At 38.5% G+C, this 21,279-nt stretch carries 12 protein-coding genes and 1 pseudogene; 8 read left to right on the forward strand and 5 right to left on the reverse strand.

Going from position 1 to position 21,279, the window contains the following annotated elements:
* The first annotated feature begins 58 nt into the window (after positions 1 to 58).
* The 3 genes from AC51AA_RS05555 to AC51AA_RS05565 are packed head-to-tail and all read left to right on the forward strand — an operon-like array spanning position 59 to position 7,046.
* Complete coding sequence (locus AC51AA_RS05555) at positions 59 to 2,947, forward strand: SusC/RagA family TonB-linked outer membrane protein (RefSeq protein WP_500704739.1); 2,889 nt, start codon at positions 59 to 61, stop codon at positions 2,945 to 2,947.
* Between the two features lie 12 nt (positions 2,948 to 2,959).
* Positions 2,960 to 4,363 carry a RagB/SusD family nutrient uptake outer membrane protein gene (locus AC51AA_RS05560; RefSeq protein ID WP_500704740.1) on the forward strand — a complete coding sequence of 468 codons (1,404 nt, stop codon included), beginning with the start codon at positions 2,960 to 2,962 and terminating at the stop codon, positions 4,361 to 4,363.
* A 16-nt stretch (positions 4,364 to 4,379) separates the two neighbouring features.
* Positions 4,380 to 7,046: a S9 family peptidase gene (locus AC51AA_RS05565; RefSeq protein ID WP_500704741.1), complete on the forward strand. Its 2,667-nt coding sequence runs from the start codon at positions 4,380 to 4,382 to the stop codon at positions 7,044 to 7,046.
* 62 nt (positions 7,047 to 7,108) lie between these two features.
* On the opposite strand, the gene AC51AA_RS05570 is transcribed toward AC51AA_RS05565, so the two are convergent.
* The 3 genes from AC51AA_RS05570 to AC51AA_RS05580 all read right to left on the reverse strand — a co-directional run bounded on the left by AC51AA_RS05570 (position 7,109) and on the right by AC51AA_RS05580 (position 11,199).
* Positions 7,109 to 7,387, reverse strand: a complete 279-nt coding sequence (locus AC51AA_RS05570) for a hypothetical protein (protein ID WP_500704742.1) — start codon at positions 7,385 to 7,387, stop codon at positions 7,109 to 7,111.
* 81 nt (positions 7,388 to 7,468) lie between these two features.
* A complete protein-coding gene (locus AC51AA_RS05575) occupies positions 7,469 to 9,004 on the reverse strand; it encodes a DoxX family protein (RefSeq protein WP_500704743.1) in 1,536 nt (511 codons plus the stop codon).
* Positions 9,005 to 9,336: 332 nt separating this feature from the next.
* The gene (locus tag AC51AA_RS05580; protein WP_500704744.1) at positions 9,337 to 11,199 is read right to left on the reverse strand and encodes a TonB-dependent receptor plug domain-containing protein; all 1,863 of its coding nucleotides are present in this window, start codon (positions 11,197 to 11,199) and stop codon (positions 9,337 to 9,339) included.
* 64 nt (positions 11,200 to 11,263) lie between these two features.
* Here AC51AA_RS05580 and AC51AA_RS05585 point away from each other — a divergent pair, with 64 nt between their 5' ends.
* Positions 11,264 to 12,760, forward strand: coding sequence for an aminotransferase-like domain-containing protein (locus tag AC51AA_RS05585; RefSeq protein ID WP_500704745.1), 1,497 nt, complete (start codon positions 11,264 to 11,266; stop codon positions 12,758 to 12,760).
* Positions 12,761 to 12,772: 12 nt separating this feature from the next.
* On the opposite strand, the gene AC51AA_RS05590 is transcribed toward AC51AA_RS05585, so the two are convergent.
* Positions 12,773 to 13,537, reverse strand: coding sequence for an XRE family transcriptional regulator (locus AC51AA_RS05590; protein WP_500704746.1), 765 nt, complete (start codon positions 13,535 to 13,537; stop codon positions 12,773 to 12,775).
* Between the two features lie 86 nt (positions 13,538 to 13,623).
* On the opposite strand from AC51AA_RS05590, the gene dinB reads away from it, so the two are divergent.
* Genes dinB through AC51AA_RS05605 form a run of 3 tightly spaced genes read left to right on the forward strand, consistent with a single transcriptional unit; the run spans position 13,624 to position 18,520 of the window.
* Complete coding sequence (dinB, locus tag AC51AA_RS05595; protein ID WP_500704747.1) at positions 13,624 to 14,805, forward strand: DNA polymerase IV; 1,182 nt, start codon at positions 13,624 to 13,626, stop codon at positions 14,803 to 14,805.
* Between the two features lie 19 nt (positions 14,806 to 14,824).
* Complete coding sequence (locus AC51AA_RS05600) at positions 14,825 to 17,878, forward strand: DNA polymerase III subunit alpha (protein WP_500704748.1); 3,054 nt, start codon at positions 14,825 to 14,827, stop codon at positions 17,876 to 17,878.
* A 27-nt stretch (positions 17,879 to 17,905) separates the two neighbouring features.
* On the forward strand, positions 17,906 to 18,520 hold the full coding sequence (locus tag AC51AA_RS05605; protein ID WP_500704749.1) for an alpha-ketoglutarate-dependent dioxygenase AlkB family protein: 615 nt from the start codon (positions 17,906 to 17,908) through the stop codon (positions 18,518 to 18,520).
* A gap of 190 nt (positions 18,521 to 18,710) precedes the next feature.
* Here AC51AA_RS05605 and AC51AA_RS05610 read toward each other — a convergent pair.
* Positions 18,711 to 19,060, reverse strand: a pseudogene (locus AC51AA_RS05610) (YWFCY domain-containing protein); the annotation flags it as partial.
* Between the two features lie 325 nt (positions 19,061 to 19,385).
* Between AC51AA_RS05610 and AC51AA_RS05615 the strand changes: the two are divergent.
* Complete coding sequence (locus AC51AA_RS05615) at positions 19,386 to 21,167, forward strand: ATP-binding protein (RefSeq protein ID WP_500704750.1); 1,782 nt, start codon at positions 19,386 to 19,388, stop codon at positions 21,165 to 21,167.
* Positions 21,168 to 21,279 lie beyond the last annotated feature (112 nt).

Raw genomic sequence — 21,279 nt, forward strand, 5'->3', positions numbered from 1 at the left:
CCCTGCTCTAGCAACAAGTGCACTGCGGCAACTGCAGTCAACCATTCAACAAAATCAAGTGCATGGCACTATAACTGATGGCATTAATCCTTTACCTGGTGTCAATATAGCTTTAAAAAGTAAAATCCATTCTGGAACTATTTCCGATTACAACGGTCAGTATACTATTTCTGCCAATAGTTCAGACACTCTAATTGTAACTTTTATAGGTTTTAAAACTGCCTTTGTCCCCATAAAAGGACAACAGACATTAAATATATCCCTTAAATATGATACAATGTCCTTGCAAGAAGTTCGTGTAAACGCAGGATATTATTCTGTAAAAGAAAGTGAGCGCACTGGGAATATTTCCAGAATCACTTCAAAAGACATCGAAATACAACCTGTTACCAATGTACTGGCCACCATGCAAGGTCGTATGGCTGGAGTAAGTATTACACAAACAACTGGTATTCCTGGAGGTGGATTTGAGATCAAAATCCGGGGTCAAAACAGTATTCGATCCGAAGCTAATGCCCCACTATATATCATTGACGGTGTGCCTTATGCCTCCGATCCTATAGGTCATGGACAGGTTTCTACATTATTTCCAACCTTGACCAGCCCGCTTAATGCTATTAATCCTGATCAGATTGAGAGTATCGAGGTGCTGAAAGATGCCGATGCCACTTCGATTTATGGCTCTCGAGGAGCCAATGGCGTTGTGCTAATTACCACAAAAAAAGGCAAAGGCGGCAAAACTAAAGTCTCGTTGAATGCTTCCACTGGAACTGGAAAGGTTACCAAATTTGGAAAATTCATGAATACAGAACAGTACCTTGCAATGCGCCGTCGCGCTTATGCCAATGACAGAATTGCTACCTATCCAAAATCTGCTTACGATATTAATGGCACCTGGGACCAAACACGGTACACCGACTGGCAGAAAGAATTTTTTGGAGGCACCTCTGTCTTTACTGACCTCCAGACTACCGTATCGGGAGGGTCAACGGCCACAACGTTCCTTTTTAATGGGAATTACCACACCGAAACCACCGTTTTCCCAGGGGAATTTATCTATAAAAAAGGGGGATTCCAATCTAGTATGAATCACGAGTCCGAAAACAAGGATTTTAAGATGCAGTTATCCGCAAGCTATAACTTGCAAGACAATGATCAACCGTCTTCTGATCTTACCAGCCTCTCGAGGGGCCTACCTCCTAATGCCCCTGCCCTGTATAATAGCGACAGAAGCCTTAACTGGGCTGGAAACACTTGGCAAAATCCACTTCGATATCTCGCGGCCAAATTCGAATCGAAAAGCCATGATTTTATGGCCAGTACATTACTTTCATACCAACTACTTGACGGACTTTGGATTAAAAGCAGCTTTGGATACAACAATTTAAGTTATCTCGAAACCCGTACCGCCCCATCTACTATTTATAATCCAAGACTAAATTATGACAGCTCGCACTCAAGCCTTTCGGTCAATACGACCAACAGATCTTCTTGGATTGCAGAACCACAACTCAGCTGGGAAATAGAATCCAACAACACAAAACTCTCTTTATTGGTGGGCGCAACATTCCAAAATCAGTCCACCGCGCAGCTGGTGCAAACTGCAAGTGGATTTCCCTCCAACAGTCTTATTTATAATTTGTCCTCCGCTTCTACGGTGCGGGTAATCAACGATAATGAAACCCTATACAAATATCAAGCTTTTTTCGGCCGCGTTAATTACAATTGGAAGAAACGCTACATTCTTAATATCACAGCTAGACGTGACGGCTCTAGCCGATTTGGGCCAGGGAATCAATTTGCAATCTTTGGAGCCGCTGGTGCAGCCTGGCTCTTTTCGAAAGAGGCATTTCTAAATGACAGTCCATGGCTTTCATTTGGAAAACTCCGCCTGAGCTATGGCACAACGGGAAGCGACCAGATCGGGGATTATAATTTTTTGGATACCTATAGTATTTCAGGATCCTTGTATAGCGGGACGGCAGGGCTTCAGCCCACTGGTCTTTTTAATCCCGATTTTGCATGGGAGACTAATAAAAAACTTGAGCTAGCATTAGAAACTGGTTTATTTTCTGATCGTATTTTCCTGACCTCTGCTTGGTACCGAAATATTTCTTCCAATCAACTTGTAGGCATACCTATGCCAGCAACTACTGGATTCCCATCGCTACAGTCCAATCTCAGAGCAACAGTGGAAAATTCTGGATTCGAATTTACATTGCGCACTGTGAATTTTAAATCGGACCAATTAAATTGGACCTCAAGTATTAACCTTAGTATGGCGCATAATAAGCTACTGAGTTTCCCAGGTCTGGAAGGTTCTACCTACAGACAGAGATACCGTATCAATAAACCTCTTAATATTGTATTACTATATGATTACACAGGTCTTGATTCTCAAACTGGAACTTACCAATTCCGCGACATCAATAAAGATGGGAGAATCTCATCCCCGGAAGACAAACAGCTTGTTGCGGATCTCAATCCGAAGTATTTTGGTGGATTTGAGAATTCCTTGAGCTACAAGAAATGCAAACTTGATTTTTTACTGCAATTTGTAAAACAAAAAAATTATAATTATCCGATATCATCTGCGGGACAGATGTATAACCAGCCCGAGCAAATGCAGTACAGTTGGCAGCAACCGGGTGATACAGCCCCTTATCAGATCTACACCGCAGGCTACAATTCGCAAGCCGTTGATGCAGGCTCACAATACAGCGAGAGTACGGCATCCATCGGCGAGGCATCTTTTGTCCGCCTTAAGAATATATCGTTTTCCTATGATCTTAAACTTCCTGTCGAGCATACGCAGTGTACAATTATGCTGCAAGCGCAGAACCTTCTCACCTTTACTTCTTATAAGTTCGGTGATCCTGAATTTGTGAGTTCTGGCTTCCTGCCACCTTTAAAAATAATAACTGCAGGGATCCAATTAACCTTCTAAAACAAAAAAATCATGAAAAAGATAAACACTGTAGGTCATTGGGAAAGGAATATTATTCGCCTCTCTTTATTTTTACTAACCTTTTTATTGTTCTGTTGTGATTCCTTTGTAGAGGTAGATCTTCCAAAATCGCAGTTGACAAAAAAAGCGGTTTTTGAAAATTACCAGACTGCCGATGCCGCTTTGCTAAATATATATGCCAACATTCGAGATACAGGAATTCTAAGCGGTACAAGCTATGGAATATCAAATCAATTGGCTTGTTATTCCGATGAACTAACTTGGTACGGAGCTCCAACAAGCGCAACAGAGAGTTTTTATACTAATGCTCTACTTCCTTCAAATAATGCCATAATGGAATACTGGAGAGCAGCTTACAACCAAATATATGCAGTAAATGCCGTGCAGGAAGGCAGTGGATCATCCTTGACCCTGACTTCAGCCAATAAAGAAAAACTTTTGGGGGAAGGACTTTTTATTCGTGCATTGCTGCATTTTTATCTAGTGAATTTGTATGGTGACATTCCATATATCACCAACACTGACTACAAAGTTAATGCTGCTTCATCTAAACTCACCCGAGAGAACGTCTACCAGCAGATTGAGCTTGATCTTGAGCAAGCTGCACTGCTTTTATCATCAGTTCAGCAAAATAGTGACAGAGTGCGCCCAGGGAAATCCGCCGTTTATGCCTTATTGGCGAGGGTATATCTATACTCTAGTTCATGGTCCAAGGCTGCTCAGAGTGCTACTGCTGTTATAAATGATACTGGATTTTACACGCTTGAGAATATTGAAAATACATTTTTAAAGGACTCAAAGGAAACCATCTGGCAACTACAGCCCACCGCTGCAGGACAAAATACCGATGAAGCGATAACCTTTATTCTATCTAGTGGGCCTCCTCTCACCACAGCTCTATCTAGCAGTCTTATAGACTCCTTTGCAGAAGACGACCTTCGAAAAAAGAATTGGATTGGGGAAGTATCCAGCGACGACTCTATCTGGTACTATCCTTTTAAGTATAAAGTACGCAACAACACACCTTCCTCAATTGAATATTCTATTGTACTTCGTCTGGCAGAGCAGTATCTGATCCGAGCAGAGGCAAGGGCGCAGCAGGGCGAATTGGACGCAGCAGTAGAAGACCTCAACAAGGTCCGAAGACGAGCAGGTCTTAAAGACAAACAGGGACTTAATAAGCAGGAACTGCTACTGGCCATCCATGAGGAAAGAAGATGGGAATTCTTTAGCGAATACGGTCACCGATTTTTCGACCTCAAACGAGCTGGGCACATAAATGCGGTACTCTCAGCAGTAAAGCCCGGATGGGACCCTCATGATATTAATTTCCCACTACCGCAGAGCGAGTTGGAGCTAAATCCAAAACTACTCCCACAAAACAGTGGTTATTAACATTAAAATCATATCAATGAATCATCTAAACAAAAAGGGAATTCATTTCCCCCTTTCTTTGGCTGTAGTTTTAGCTTTATTTTTTATATTTATTTTGCCATTAGTAGCCTGCCCTGTAAGGGGGCAGGTGGTGCAAAAAAAACAGCTTCATTTTCAAGACTTTAAATCTCTTGGTGATCTACAGTATCATAAAGCAACAGCAGACACCCGCTGGTGCAGCTTTTCCATGCACTATAAAAACGGAGTGGACACGCTCTTTCTTATCTCTACTTCAAATAAAAAAAAATACGTTTTTCCATCAGGGTTAAATCCTAATTTTTTGGGAAATACTCATTTTTTATATCAGAAAGACGGAGCGCTTCAACTCCTAAATCTACAATCTGGAACAAAGCGCACAATGCAACACATATTGCGTTATACCTGTTCTCCCATCTTGCATCAGTTAATAGTTCTTGAAAAGAAAACATCCTCTGAAAATACCCTGCAAATTTTAAACAAAGACGGTGATCTTATGCATAGAATTCAAGGTGTAATGCAATTTAAAATGAGTCCAAGCGGGGACAAAGTTCTTTTTACAGCCACAGAAAACGGCTTTTATTCCCTTGGAATTTTAGATCTCAATAGCAGTGATACTATTAAATGGATCATAAAGCAAAGTTTTGATTTCTTTAAAATGTTAACTTGGGAAAAATCTTCCAAGTCCATATGCTTTATGGCATCTAATACAGCCAAATCGGATAAAAGTTCCCTTTTTTACTACATTATGAAAAATGAGGCTCTTTTCTGCTTGAATCCTGAAAATCAGGTCGGTTTTCCCCGAGATCAAATACTAGACAACCTTGGAGAATCCCACATTAGCATTAGTAACGATCTGAAAAGAGTATTTTTTGGATTGCGGACAAAAAAAGATCCAGTTCATAACAACGAAAAGCCAATTAGCGGCGCTGCAGTTGAACTTTGGAACAGCAATGATAAATGGATTCATCCTTTGGAACAAAAGATAGGGTTATTCGATAAAAAGCCGACCTTGGCCGTATGGTTCCCACATTCAGGGGAGCTGTTGCAGGTATCATCCCAAACCCTACCTGGCGTAATGCTCGCTGGCCATGAGAATTACGCAGTATTGTCTAATCCACAATGCTACGAGCCCCAGCTTGAGTACAATGGTCCGCGCGACTTTTATATCATGGATTTAAACACAGGTAAAAAAGAGCTTTTCCTTCAAAATAAAGCCATAACCCCAACAGAGCCAATGCCAGCGAGCTCACCTGGCGGCAAATTTATCACTTACTCAGCTCAAAACAACTGCTGGATTTACAATCTCAAATCAAAAACACATTTGAATATTACTAAAAAATTACGCGCATCTTTACCTAAAACTATCCCCAATCAGGATACCATTTTCAGAGTTGCTGGCTGGACACCTGATGACAGGGAGATTATTCTCTATGACCATTATGACATCTGGACAATAAAACCTGATGGGAGTACTTGCAGACGCATGACCCATGGCAGGGAAAAACAAATACAGCTGAGGATTTCTGAATTGCAGCGCTCCTCGGGACTGTCCAATTACGAGGGATGGACAGACAGTAGCATTAAGACAGAAGATGGGCTTCTGCTAGAGGCCAAAGGCGATGACGGGAAATCGGGTTATTTCAAATGGAAAACACATACAGGTGAAATTCCAATAGTGTATAAAGATGCATATGTCTCTGAACTTTTCGCTTCGGAGAATAGTAAGTGTTTTATTTACCGTGAAGAGCAATTCAATGTCCCGCCAAGGCTCATATTTCAAAAAGGAAAAACTACACAGATCTTTTTCCAAAGTAATCCGCAACAGACAAAATTCTACTGGGGGCAGAGCACACTTATTTCTTACCAGAATTTAAAAGGCAAAAAACTGCACGCCATTTTATATTATCCCGCGGCTTATAATAAAAAAAAGAAATACCCCATGATTGTAAATGTATACGAGAAACAATCTTCAGAGCGCTATAAATATATTAATCCAACATTGGAAAACGAAGCAGGCTTTAATCCCACAGTTCTTACCAGTCAAGGCTATTTTGTACTTTGTCCTGATATAGTTAGCGAAAAACAAAATGAGGGTCCCTCCGCTCTAGACTGTACTGTGGCTGCCACACGGGAAATCATTGCCATGGGTCTTATACTTGAGGATAAAATTGGACTCATTGGCCATTCCTTCGGCGGATATGAAACCTGCTACATCATTACCCAAACTGGGCTTTATGCCGCCGCTGTAGCTGGGGCGGCAATAACAGATATCAACTCTTACTATTATAGCATCAACTGGGATACTGGACGCCCTCAAATGAATTACTTCCAAAGCGGACAATTGAAAATGGAATTCCCACCATATCAAATACCTGACATTTATGCCCGAAACTCTCCAATAGTTCATGTTCCTAAAGTCACCACACCCCTATTATCCTATGCTGGTAGAAAGGACAATCATGTGAACTGGAATCAGAGTGTTGAATTTTATCTGGCACTTAGAATACTCGGTAAGAAGAGTATCATGCTCCTTTATCCACAAGAAGCCCATACCATTTTGGATCCACTAAATCAGTCAGACCTTACAGAAAGGATTTGCCAGTGGTTCGGTTACTATCTAAAAGACGAAAAGCCTGCAGCTTGGATTGAAAAAGGAACAAAATAGATGTAAAATAACAAAGCAGTTCCATTTGAGGAACTGCTTTGCAACTGGCCGTTATTCCAGATTTAATTGCTAGGACGATATAAAGTCTCTTCGCAAGTGTTGTTCACTTTGCCCTTAGCTTGCTCCCCAGAAGGATAGCTTATACGACAGAGTTGAGCATTAAAATTAGTGCTACAAGATACGCGCTGATTACACGGTATGTCATCTTCATCAGTTACATATCCATCTTTGGGCGCCACATTGGCTACCTTTTGCATTGAAGTAGTTAGAAATGCTCCAGCTGTTCCAGTAAATAATACAAATGCAAACGGCATCATTTTTTTTAAAAACATGGTTTTCATAATAGTAAAATTTTAAATTAAACTTGATCTACTTTTTTCTACAGGTTTTCGATCTTTTTCCTGATATCGGCCGATATACTTTTACGCACCCTGCATTTTGCCTGATGCTTTTTTCATTTCATTTTTCAACAGATCACCAAGATTGTAAATCATCATTTCCGCTCCCGCGATTACGTAGAAGTTAGTGTCGGTGACAAAAAGATCTTGAACCTTTAGATCTGGATTATGATAAATAACAAAACTCATTATATAACTATTCTTTTTTAGATTGTAAACATCTATGACAGATGATCTATTCCAAAGTTTAAGATCATCATATCTCCCAGGGACTTTTGAATTTACAAAAAGAAGGTTGTTTTTAGTAGTGGTCAGCGTGTTGACCTTTACAGGAGGCGCGCCCATTTGTCTCTCTGTATTATTTTTAAGGTAAGCGACTTTTATCTTAGCATGCCTTATAGTATCTATAGTATGCCCCGTCATTTTTAGGCTACCGTTTTTATCAACAGCAATAAACTCATTACGATAAAAATAATTATACACAAAGAGTTTCATTTCTTCATTATAAAGCAGTATACCATCACTATCAAAAATACCATCAATCTGTCGCTTTAGAAGATGCGGGGCATATTTCACGCGTGGCAATCTCTCTGCATAAAAAATTCCAAGTACGCTAGATTTGTTCTTACCAGTATTGTTTCGAAAAGCAACTGTAACACTATCCATCGGCTGAGCAGCACTAAAACGTGGCACACCTGTTAACTGCGAATTAATTCTCCAATCATTTATTTTTCCCCTAAAAATGCAAGGCACAGTTCCATCTAGTAAATAAATATAATTTTCTCTTATTAAAATCCTAATAGATCGAAATGGAAGGTATCTATGATTGAAATAAAGTTTTATAGTATTACGTCGTTCACTCTGATCAATCGATAAAAGATGTAAAGGGTCTGTGTAATTTCCAAGATATATATTGCCATTATTTTTACCAGCAAAATAATAAGAGTTAAATTCCAGATCAAGAGTGTGTTGCAATTTGACTGCACTTTTTGGATAACGTCTTATAAATGGATTATTATGATGGATTATTTGTTCTGAAGACAGATACAAAACAATTACAACTAATATACTTATTGCTAGTGAAAATGATATATTCCGAAGATATAGTAGCAAGTCTATTTTCTTAATTCCGTTTTTGTCACTCCTCGTTTGTAGCCACAATCCAATAATGGCCAGAACTATAAAAAATAAGTTAAAAATAAAATGCACATTCCATGTCATCTTCTCAAGAATCCCTCCACAAGAGCATGGAATAAAAGAACTGTAATGAAGGATTATAAAAATATAAGCTGTAAACATACTCATCAAACACAGTGAAGCTATTAATGCAAAAGTTCTCGTTCTCTTAAAAACAATTAAAAGCGCAATTATTAACTCGATACCAATGACTAGCCAAGAAATCCAAGACGCAAATGCACTTAACAATGGTGATTGAGCGAGTTGTACTTGGAATCTTTCAAAATCAAGTATTTTACCTACTGCAGCATAAATAAATAGCAGTGCATATAATAGACTAACAACTTCTATAAATATAGTTTTAAAACTGGTTTTTAATTTCATGATCAAAAGTTTTACATCGTTCTACAAAATCAACTAACTTGGTTATTAAACCATAAACAAATGTAAATCAGCAACTTCCATAAACGAATAGCAAAAACAAGGGAAATGTTTTGAAAAACAGCTATTTCAATTAAAATTTTAAAAAAGTGTTCTTTCAACTAGACTAATTAATAAAAAAAGTGCCCAATAGATACTATTTATCTATTGGACACTCTTGTTAATTTATGTAATTCTCTAATTACGACTTACTCGACTCGTTTCATATTGTTCTCTTTATTTACCTTCACTAGAGCCACCTTTTGTAGACACTCTTCGGGTTTTTTTCTTTAAAACTAAAAAGTCGCAAATTTCACTCCTAAACTAAACCATCTTGAAGGAAGAGGAACTGCTCCTACTTCATAATAGGTGGTGTTGAAAATGTTTTGCGCATCTACATAGACCGTCACTTTTTTAACCGCTTGACTTATTCTAAAGTCATTAATCCAATACGATGGACCTGTTACTCTTTGATTAAAACGGGTAGCAAATAAAAAGCTAAAATTCTTATGTTGAAAATCGATTGTATTGGTTACTTGATGTTCTAGAGATGAAATTAAATACTTAGAAAATACATTCGGAATTTCATTTTCGAATGTAAACTCTAAATAAGAATAAGCAAGATTGATATTCAATTTCGAATCGTTAGACAATCTGGCGCTGTAATTGGAACGCATATTGAATCCATGTGTATTAAGATTTCCGTAATTATTACTTTGCCAAGGAACTGTAGTAGCGGTTCTGGTCCAATCGATAAAATTACTGATCTTTCTATAGAAGTAATTCGCATTGAAACTCAAGGCTGCTTTGCTGTATTTCAATCCTATTTCACTCTGAAAAGCATTTTCAGTCTCAAGGTCTGGATTACCAATATTTCCAGGGCGTTGGTTTAAATACAAATCTGTAAACGACGGTATACGCTGACTCGTTCCAATATTCCCCACTATCTTAAAGGTATTGCTGATGGCATAACTTGCATCAAGACCAGGATAAACTTGCCATTTATAACTAGAGTTATAATTCAAATAAGCACCCAAATTCACATCCAGTTTTTCTAGAAAAACGGTTCTGTATTGTAGATAAATCCCAACATTTTCACGACGGTGCTCCCCAATATTAGAGGAACTAATATCCTCACTTCTGGCTTCTGCTCCAAATCCTAACTCCCCACTTTCTGTTTTATAGGTAGTATTGACTTCGGCAGCCACAGAGTTGGTGTAATGTTGACTCCTACCCGCATTCAAGTTAGTATTTCCATAATAGCGATAATCATCATAATTATAGCGGTAGCTCAATCGGGGCATCAGCGTCCACTTATCCGATAGCGTGTGTTTGGATTGTACCGAAGCAAAAGTCGTCTGCACCACTTCATTGGAGTTCTTATCCCCAGGAGCTGCATAAAATCCATTGGCTCCAAATCCATTGTTGATATAACCGAATGAACTTAAAATTTCATTAGTATCATTGAGTTGATAGTTCCCTTGATAAAATATCTTATTGTTTTCAAAATCGGTATTATAGCGGTATCCATTGCTTTTATCATGAGAAGCAAAAAGCGAATGTTGGTGTTTTTCTTTACTCAAAATACCTCCCACTTGGATTCCAGTACCATAAAAAGTATCTCCGCTACCTTGCGAGTCTTTTTCAAAATTCGAACCTGCATAAGAATTGATTAAAAATCCTGACTGGTTTGGCTTTTTGGTAATAATATTGATTGCCCCTGTTAAGCTATTGATTCCATAGGTCAATGCAGCAGGTCCACGGATGATTTCAATTCTTTCAATTACCTCAACCGGAATCGGTAGGTTAAGCATATTATGAGCCGTTTGTGAGTCAATGATCTTGGTTCCGTTTATAAGAACCACGGTTTGTTCAAAACTACCTCCATCAATACTAACATCGGCTTGACTTCCAAAGGGACCTCTTTGTCTTAGGTCAACTCCATTAGCATATTGCAATACCTCTTGAATAGATCTACCCGGTAATTTGGCAATTACGGCTTTATCAATTACATATACGTTTCTATTTTTTTTCGAGATAGGAGTACTGAATCGGTTTTCATGAATGATCACCTCATCAATATTTATAGTGTCTTTTTGTGTCTGAGCACATACATCAGCACCAATAAGAACCAGTAGTGCCAAATAAATTTTTGTCATTTTTTTTAATTTTCGGCAAAAGTAGTATCTTGCCGTACTACTAACATATACCAGTTTACTAAAAATGGGTAGTCCGGTTCAAATTCCTTTCAAAAGTTTCATTCAGCTTAAGCCTGAAGAAACAACTGCGCTCTATTTACAAATCGTTTTTGAATTCATTAAAGCCATACAAATTGGATTGCTTCCCGAAGGTACAAAACTTCCGGGCACACGTGTACTATGTAAAGAATTATCGGTTAACCGAAATACCCTCATTAAAGCTTTTCAAGATTTAGAATTACAAGGCTGGATTGCCATTCTACCCAACAAGGGAACCTTTATCTTATCCGAAAAACAACAAAAAAACAAAGCCGACTTTGTTCCTGCTGAAGGGACAAACACTCTAAAAGTGAGTGCTGGTTTTACTTTTAAACATTCCACGATACTAGAGAACCCCAAAGAGATCAGTGACTTGCCCTATCAATTTAATGACGGTCTTCCTGATCTGCGATTGGTTCAAACCGATGTATTGGCCAGACTGTATGTATCTAAATTAAAAAGACAACAACACTCCAAAACCTGGGAACAAATCCAAGAACAGTCCCATTTGAGTTTTAAAACCCAATTCTCTAATTTTCTCAATCTGACTCGAGGAATTCGTATTTCAACAGCCAATCTACTGACCACCAACAGTCATGAAGTTAGTTTGTATCTCGTGACCAAACTCCTCATTACCCCCGGTGATAAAGTGGTGGTTGCCTCTCCAGGATATTATATCTCTAATATGACTTTGTCGGATTGTGGAGCACAAATTATTACCATACCTGTTGACAAAGAGGGTATCAATACGGCACAGCTGAAACAAATTTGCCAAGAGCATACTATTCGATTATTGTACCTAACGTCCAATTATCATTATCCCACAACAACGGCGCTGAGTGCAAAAAGAAGAATCGAGCTGCTTGAATTGGCCAATCAATATGGCTTTGTTATTCTAGAAGACGATTATGATTTTGACTTCCATTATGACAATAATCCGGTATTGCCCTTAGCGGCATTGGATTCAAATCAGCGAGTAGTGTATATTGGATCCTTTGGAAGATCCTTGCCCGCAGGCTTTGGATACGGTTTTATCACAGGCCCATCCGAGTTTATCAAGGAACTGGAAAAACATCAAAACATACTTGAACCTGCCATAGATGTGATCAAAGAACAGGTCTTAACAGAATGGATTCGTGAAGGCGAAGTACATCGCCTCTCCAAAAAAAATAAAAAGATGTACAAAGAGCGTAGAGACTATTTTGTGCTCTTATTAAAGGAAAAATTGAACGGAAAAATTGCCTTTCAAGTGCCTCTTCGTGGTTTGGCAATTTGGGTGGAATGGCTTGATTCTTTCAATTTGGTACAATTGCAAAAACAATGTATCGCCAATGGCTTATTTTTACCCAAAACAATTTTATATCAAAGTAAAAACCTAACGGCTACCCGTTTGGGATTTGGGCATTTAGATCCGATTGAAATGGAAAATGCAGTAACACTTTTAAGTAAATCTCTAGACGATATTCTGCAAAATCATCCCTAATAACAGACAACATTAGGCCTTATTTTTTAATTCTTCAAGATCTCTTTTTAATTCGGAAAACATCGATTTGAGACGTTCCATATCATCTTCTTGTTCTTTTTTGTCACTTCTTCCAATACTGCATTCATATTCCCAGATCTCTAAAATATCCGAAGCCTTCACTTCATAGTTAGGATAAAAACGATTGTCTGATTCCAAAACAAGTGCATTTTTTTTGTTCTTGTTCAACCTCTTGTATACCATACCCTCACTTTTGGTAATCAGGATATAGGTCTTTCCATCGAGTACATCCCCTAGCCTTTCCACATAACGACCAATGATGATACTACCATCCTCGTGGGGTGGCATCGAATCCCCTTCCACTGGAAACCCCCTGTGTTTACCAGGTCCTAAAAAAGGCAATGAAATCTGTTGTAAACTCTCTATATACTCTGGATCGGCATAGCCATTAAGATAACCTGCTTTGACTCTTTGAGTGACAATTTCTATGAAATTATCCCCTGCTGCATCGACCATAATAGGCAATACCAATCGGTTGTCTTCGAGTTTGAGTAGATTCTCGGTCGGAATCTTACGTACATCTACAGAGAGTAATAAATCAATACTGATGTGATAATAATGGGCTATTTTCTTTAAAATATCATAGGGCGCTTCCGAAGTACCGTCCTCGTACTTGACATACCTGCCTCTGGTAATTTCTAGACTCTCGGCTAATTTTTCTTGTGAAATTTTACCTTTTACCCTTAACGCTCTAATATTATCGGAAAATAAAGACATATTAATTTTGTTACAATTTGTAACAGCAAATATAATCATTTTTGTTACAAGCTGTACTAATTTTGTTCTCTACAAAAACAAAACAAATGGCAAGGGCAATAGTACATATGGATATGGATACTTTTTTTGTATCCTGCGAAAGACGCACCAACTCCCAATTGGAAGGAATCCCTTTGATTATAGGAGGTGGTGACCGTGGGGTGGTGGCTTCCTGCTCTTATGAAGCCCGACGTTTTGGGGTGCGCTCGGCCATGCCTATTCACATGGCCATAAAGTTATGCCCACAGGCCAAAATACTCAAAGGGGATATGGAATTGTATTCTCAGTTATCCCATGATGTTACTCAGATCATTCAAGAAAAAGCGCCCATTATGGAAAAAGCCAGTATCGATGAATTCTATCTCGATATCACAGGCATGGACCGCTTTCATGGCAGTTATAAATGGACAGACGAACTGGCTCAATCCGTGATCAAAGAAACGGGTCTCCCGATTAGCTTTGCCTTATCGGTCAATAAAACCGTTTCTAAAATAGCCACTGGTGAAGGAAAACCCAAAGGGAATTTAGAAATTGCGGAGGATAATGTCCGCGCTTTTTTGAATCCCTTATCCATTCAAAAAATACCGATGGTAGGAGCCGTTACCTTTCAGCTCTTATCCCGAATAGGCATTCGGACCATCCAAACCCTTTCTGAGATGCCCTCTGAAGTACTGGGTCGGATGATCGGGAAAAATGGTCTAGAGATTTGGAAGAAAGCCAATGGTATTGACCATACTCCTGTGGAACCCTATACCGAACGTAAATCCATCTCGACCGAGCATACCTTTACACAGGACACTATAGACATTATCAAACTAAAGTCCATCCTGATGGGGATGGTGGAAAAATTAGCCTTTCAGCTCCGATCCGAACAGTGGTTAACCTCTACCATTGTGGTTAAAATACGTTACGCCAATTTTGATACCGAGACCAAACAATGCAAGATAGCGTATACCTCAGCGGATCATATCCTCACTAAAAATGTAACAGAACTCTTTGACAAACTCTACCAGCGTCGCATGCGACTTCGTCTGATCGGTATTCGATTTAGCGGACTGGTTCGGGGTACCTATCAAATTGATCTTTTTGAGGATACTCAAGAAATGTTGTCGCTCTATGCGGCCATGGACAAAATGAAAAGTCGTTATGGTTTTGATGCTGTAATGCGTTGTGCAGGAGCATCTTTCAAACCCAATACCAAAGACGAAATCTTAAAACGCAAAGCCTAGCATACTAAATAGCACACTCATGTATCTCAACTCACATTCTTTTCACTCCCTGCGTTATGGCACCATCCCCCTTGAAGAACTTATTGGGCAGGCCGTCTCTTGTGGTGTAAAAGCCATGGCACTCACCGATGTGAATACCGTAACGGGAATCTATGATTTTATCAAAGGCTGCGCCGCTGTCTCCATTAAACCTTTGGTGGGTATGGAATTCCGCTCAGACCATCAGCTGCGTTATATAGGTTTAGCTAAAAACGCTACTGGTCTTGCGGAAATGAATCGCTTTTTAACGGCACATAATTTCAGTGGAGCCCCCTTGCCGATTCAGGCGCCAAAATTCGAATCAGTTTTCATTATCTATACCTTAGAGAACGCCCCAACCATACTCACAGAGAATGAGTTTATTGGCATTCGTCCTGAAGAAGTCTCCAAACTCTTTGCTTTGGAACTTCAAAGTAAACTGGCTAAAATGGTGGTATTACAACCAGTAACCTTTAGAACCAAAAGAGAGTTTAATCTCCATAAGATACTCAGGGCTATTGATACCAATAGTCTATTGTCCAAACTCTCTGAATCGGATTATTGCAAAACCTCTGAAGTGATGCTGCCTTTAGAGTCCCTTCTAGCAGCTTATGCAGATTATCCTCAGCTTATTGCCAATACCCAACAACTCATTGATGCCTGCAACTTTGAATTTGAGTTTAAAACCCCTAGAAACAAAAAATTCTATACCAACAATCGACAGGGGGATCTGGCCTTATTAACCACTCTGGCGCAAGAAGGCTTACTGTGGCGTTATGGCAACAACCATGCACTGGCAAAAGCCCGTGTAGAGAAAGAACTTCTGGTGATTGATCAACTCGAGTTCAGTGGCTATTTTTTAATTACCTGGGATATTATCCGCTATAGCAATAGTCGGGGTTTTATGCATATTGGCCGCGGTAGTGGTGCCAATAGTATCATTGCTTATTGTCTAGGGATTACCGATATCTGTCCTTTGGAATTGGATCTGTATTTCGAACGTTTTTTAAACCTCAACCGAAAAAGTCCTCCAGATTTTGATATCGATTGGAGCTGGAAAGAGCGCGATGTTATACTAGAGTACATCTTCAATCGTTATGGTGCCGATCATGTGGCTTTTTGTGGTACCAATGTCGAATTTAAATACCGCTCCATTTTTAGAGAAGTAGGTAAAGTTTTTGGTCTTCCTAAAGAAGAGCTCGATATGTTGGCTAAGAATCCTATGGCCTTACACCAGAGCAACTCTATAGTCAAACTGGTACAAGAATACGGAATGCTGCTCGAAAAATACCCCAATCAGCGTAGCATGCACTCCTGTGGGATTATCATCTCTGAAGAGCCCATTACCAACTTTACTCCGCTGGAAATGCCTCCCAAAGGATTCCCTATTGTACTTTTTGATATGCATATAGCCGAAGACATTGGGTTTGAGAAATTTGATATTCTAAGTCAGCGTGGTATCGGACATATCGATGATAGTGTGAAACTCATCGAGAAAAACCAAGGGATTCGTGTCAACATTCGCGATACTTCGCTCTCTAAAGATGAGGCTTTAGCCAATACCTATTTAGCCCAAGGCAAAACCATTGGTTGCTTTTATATTGAGAGCCCTGCTATGCGCGGTTTATTGCGACGTCTGAATTGTGATAATTACAAAATACTCGTAGCGGCTTCCTCTATCATTCGTCCTGGAGTAGCCCAATCTGGTATGATGAAAGAATATATCTTTCGTCATAACAACCCTACTCAATTTGAGTATTTTCATCCTGTATTCAAAGAACAGCTTGGAGAGACCTATGGCATTATGGTCTATCAAGAAGATGTCATTAAAATTGCCCTACATTATGCTGGTCTTCCTGCAGCCGATGGCGATATCCTACGTCGGGCCATGTCGGGCAAAGGACGTTCTAAAACAGCTTTGCAGAAAGTAAAAGATAATTTCTTTGCTTGCTGTGCTCAGAAAGGACACCCTCTTAGCCTTAGTGAGGAAATCTACCGTCAAATTGAATCCTTTGCTGGCTACTCTTTTTGTAAAGCGCACTCGGCTTCTTATGCCGTAGAAAGTTATCAGAGTTTGTATCTCAAGGTCTATTACCCTGTAGAGTTCATGGTGGCCGTCATCAACAATCAAGGGGGCTTTTACAGAACGGAAGTGTATGTACACGAAGCGCGTATGGCTGGTGGTACTATTCATAATCCTTGTGTGAATAAAAGTGAGTATCAAACCACTCTTTACGGCACCGATATTTATTTGGGGTTTATGCATTTGCAAAGTCTGGAATCCAAAATGGCGAATTTTATCGAATCCGATCGGGAGAAAAATGGCGAATTTGGCTCTTTAGAGGATTTTGTCCATCGCATTCCAATGGGTATTGAAGGTATTAAAACGCTCATTTTCATAGGCGCTTTTCGCTTTACAGGCAAAACCAAGAATCAACTTCTAGTGATTGTTAGTTTACTCTTGAACAATTTTAAACCTGAAAACAGAGCGCTGATGCTCTTGCAAGAACCCGTTAAAGACTACAAACTTCCTGTATTGGAACGTTCTTTATTTGAAGATGCGTTTGATGAAATTGAACTACTGAGTTTTCCGGTATCCTGTAGTGTCTTTGATCTTTTACAGACCAAACATCGCGGTGATATTATGGCCAAAGATCTTGTATTACATCATAAAAAACAGGTGCGCATGCTAGCCTATCTGATCTCAAGAAAACAGGTACCCACCAAAAAAGGCACGATGTATTTTGGAACCTGGATCGATCATGAAGGTACTTATTTTGATACGGCCCATTTTCCTGATTCCTTGGCCCAACACCCCTTCCTCGGAGGTGGTTGTTACTTGCTATTGGGTACAGTAGAAGTAGATTATCACTTTCCAACCATCACGATAAGCAAAATGGCCAAGATGCCTTTTGTTGCCGATCCTCGTTATATGGATTCCAAAGACCAATTTAAAACCCAACAGCAAATAAAAGAAGATGTCAGCAGCACCCATCGCAAACCCTATCCTCAAGGTCATGAAATTAACCTACCTAGACATCGAATGAAATTTTAAAATAGTCCAACTTCAAAATATTTCTTTATGACACTGTTTAACGATACCGAATTATTTACTTCAGGTTTGGGCGGTACCACCGTATTTAACCTGCCAGATGCGGATGTGATTTTGATCGATAATTTCTTTAGCAAAGAAGAATCCGATCAATATTATAACCTACTACTCCACCAGACGAAATGGAGCGCCTATGAAATGGAAATCTTTGACAAGACCGTTACGGCACCTCGCATGATTGCCTGGTATGAGGATAATGAAAACGGACAACATCCCCAGTGGACAACTGAATTGCTCACTATTCGAGAAAGAGTACAAAACCAAACCCAAATCGATTTTAATGCCCTACTGCTGAACCTATACCGAAATGGTAAAGACAGTGTTGCCTGGCATAGTGATCGTGTGGACAAAACAGGCCCTAACCCTATTATTGCCTCGGTCACTTTTGGAGAAACCAGAATGTTCCGATTGCGCCATAAATTCAGAAAGGATATCCCTCAGGTCGAAATTCCTTTGCATCATGGATCCTTTTTACTCATGGCTGGAACTACCAATAGCTTTTGGCAACATCAGGTTCCCAAAACGGCTCGAGATGTTTTACCGAGAATCAATTTAACTTTTAGACAACTATTGAACAGACCATAACAGAATCCCTTATCATTTTTGGCTTTCTCTACTCTTTACAATTGAATTATTGAAGTTATATATTGAAGATTTAAAAAAAGCTATCTTATGCTTGTAAGCAATTAACTAATGTAAAAAGGTGCCAAAACCTGTACTGAATTCCCCACACGCTAAATTACAAGCTGGAACGCAATGGGAAGGAACTACAGATTGCTGACAACTCTAACAGCTGCCTATACAGGAAGAACAATACAAAACCAATTCCCAAAGCCACATAATTTTTGACCAGGTTATCTTTTCGTTCTTAACACCTTTGGTTTCCAGACAGCTTAAAGCCAGTAGAACTATAGCAAATACTTTGGTGTAGATGGTGTGTAAAAACAGGCCAGCCCTCTGTTAGAAATTCACCAAAACCTTATTGATAACTTCCAACGTCCATCCACTGTCCAGAAAGAAACCATAACAATACCAATAAAGATGAATAAGTACCGAGAGAATGCTTACTACCCTCATAAATGCCATCATATTGACAAGTCCTCTTAAACCATCTTCTCCCTGCATATTTTTATTTTTAATGTTCTGACGTTGAAATTAAAGGCTGTAAATAGCGGTCACAGTAATGTGGAAGCTAATGGCAATGCGAGACAGTTTTTGGAAATATTTGTTGACAATTTTACCTTATTTAAGCCTTTCCTTACCTTATTTTAACACGAAAAGTATTCAAAAATTAAAAAGTTCATTTGATGATTTATGAAATAAAAATCCTATTTTTGAAAACAAATAAACACTGACGTTTGTCAGACATAGCGACCCAATTTCGGGTAGATAAGTCGGATATCGTCAGACATATATACAAGTTAGCGGTAATTATAAAGACAAACAATTCATGGAAATTAAAATAATTCAAAAACATAAATCAATAAATCCACCTTGCGAATTTGACTTGCCTAATTTTTCAGTTTTAACTGGGAAAAATGGTAGTGGTAAAACTCATTTATTGGAAGCAATTGCTGATAATGCAAAGTCACAAGTTTATATAAATGGTACTTTAATAAAAAATGTTAGATACATTGGTTTTAATGGTCTAAATCCAAATATCGCTGAAACATGCGACCCTCAAACGATCATACAGCACATAAAAAACTCTTGGACAAACTACAGTAACGGAGTTATAAGTTATCGCCAAAATGAACCAAGCAACAACGACATAAATAGACTTTGTGATTATATAGGTAGTGACGATAATTCAAGGAAGTATGTTATTCGTACAATTGAAGGAACTAAGAAAGACTTTGATAAACTAACTGAAGATGATTTCTCTGATTATTTTGATATTTCTTACTTGGGTCAAAACGATTTTTTTACAGCTCAGTTCGCTTTAATTTTTAAGAATTATCATAAAAGGCAAGAGGAGAATGACTATAATGAGTACCGTCAAGCAAAAGGCAAAATAGTTTCAAAACCTGTTCTGACAAAAAATGAATTTGAAGAAAAATTTGGGATTCCTCCATGGGATTTCGTGAATAAAATTCTTCTTGAAACAAAAATTCCATATGAGGTAAATAGTCCAATCGGAACGCGTTTAGAATCTAATTTCACTTTTAAATTAAAAGATAGAAGTGCTGGTTTTGAAATTAGTTCTATGGATTTATCAACTGGGGAAAAAGTTTTAATGTCCTTAGCTCTTGCAATATATAATACGGGTGGTGACTTAGGCAAGCCAGATCTTTTATTATTGGATGAGCCTGACGCAGGTCTTCATCCGTCAATGTCAAAAATGATGGTTGACGTTCTCAATAAGAATATTGTTCTTGATAATAAAATCCCAACTGTAATTTCAACACACTCACCTACGACAATAATAGCTTCTGATGGAATTTCGATTTATCAAATGATTAGGGGTAATAATATTCCAACAAAGATAGCTACTCAACAAGCGGTAGAAATACTATCTTCCGATATACCATTTCTAAAAATTTCAAATGACAAGAGGAGACAAGTATTTGTTGAAAGCAAATACGATGTAAATTATTATGAAATTTTAACTAATATTTATGCCCGTATTGAGCATTTGCCATCAGAACCAATATACTTGCCTGCAAGAACATCCAATGGATCAAATTGTACTGATGTAATTGATATTGTAAATAATTTGTCTAAAAATGGGAATGACCAGGTTTATGGCATAATTGACTGGGATACTACTAACCCATCTGCCGGGAAGATAATTGTACTTGGTGAAAATGAAAGATATGCAATTGAAAATTATCTGCTCGACCCTTTATTAATGGGTTTACTATTTCTAAGAGAAAGAAAGTTGAATTTTTCTGATTTTACTTTAACCTCTTACTCAAATTATTCTGATATTAATAAATTAACACAAGCTGACGCTCAATTGATAGTTGACAAAGTTCTAAATGACTTAGGTCTTTTTTCTACGAATATAAAACCTTGTAACTTTAAAAATGGTTGGTCTTTAAATATTAGTCAAGAATTTAATCTACACCAAGGACACGACTTAGAAGCACTTTACAAAAGAAAATATCCATTTTTGAATTCCTATCAAAGAGAAGATGGATTAAAAAAAGACATTATAGAAAAAGTAATAAATGACTATCCTAGTTATGCTCCAAGACAAATATTCGAGACAATATTGAAAATAAAATAACTACCGCTAACAGGTACTACAACGGATTTGGGCAATTGGTTTAATAGAAAGTTGGTTTTGTATTTGGGATGATTTGGCAAATCCGAAGAATGGGCATAATTTAGTACCAAAC

Source organism: Flavobacterium sp. OHVDL-2026-0007 (assembly GCF_059882335.1).

Coding starts and splice junctions, on each gene's coding strand:
- AC51AA_RS05560 (WP_500704740.1), top strand. CDS start 2,960: ATGAAAAAGATAAACACTGTAGGTCATTGGGAAAGGAATATTATTCGC.
- AC51AA_RS05565 (WP_500704741.1), top strand. CDS start 4,380: ATGAATCATCTAAACAAAAAGGGAATTCATTTCCCCCTTTCTTTGGCT.
- AC51AA_RS05570 (WP_500704742.1), bottom strand. CDS start 7,387: ATGAAAACCATGTTTTTAAAAAAAATGATGCCGTTTGCATTTGTATTA.
- AC51AA_RS05575 (WP_500704743.1), bottom strand. CDS start 9,004: ATGAAATTAAAAACCAGTTTTAAAACTATATTTATAGAAGTTGTTAGT.
- AC51AA_RS05580 (WP_500704744.1), bottom strand. CDS start 11,199: ATGACAAAAATTTATTTGGCACTACTGGTTCTTATTGGTGCTGATGTA.
- AC51AA_RS05585 (WP_500704745.1), top strand. CDS start 11,264: ATGGGTAGTCCGGTTCAAATTCCTTTCAAAAGTTTCATTCAGCTTAAG.
- AC51AA_RS05590 (WP_500704746.1), bottom strand. CDS start 13,537: ATGTCTTTATTTTCCGATAATATTAGAGCGTTAAGGGTAAAAGGTAAA.
- dinB (WP_500704747.1), top strand. CDS start 13,624: ATGGCAAGGGCAATAGTACATATGGATATGGATACTTTTTTTGTATCC.
- AC51AA_RS05600 (WP_500704748.1), top strand. CDS start 14,825: ATGTATCTCAACTCACATTCTTTTCACTCCCTGCGTTATGGCACCATC.
- AC51AA_RS05605 (WP_500704749.1), top strand. CDS start 17,906: ATGACACTGTTTAACGATACCGAATTATTTACTTCAGGTTTGGGCGGT.
- AC51AA_RS05615 (WP_500704750.1), top strand. CDS start 19,386: ATGGAAATTAAAATAATTCAAAAACATAAATCAATAAATCCACCTTGC.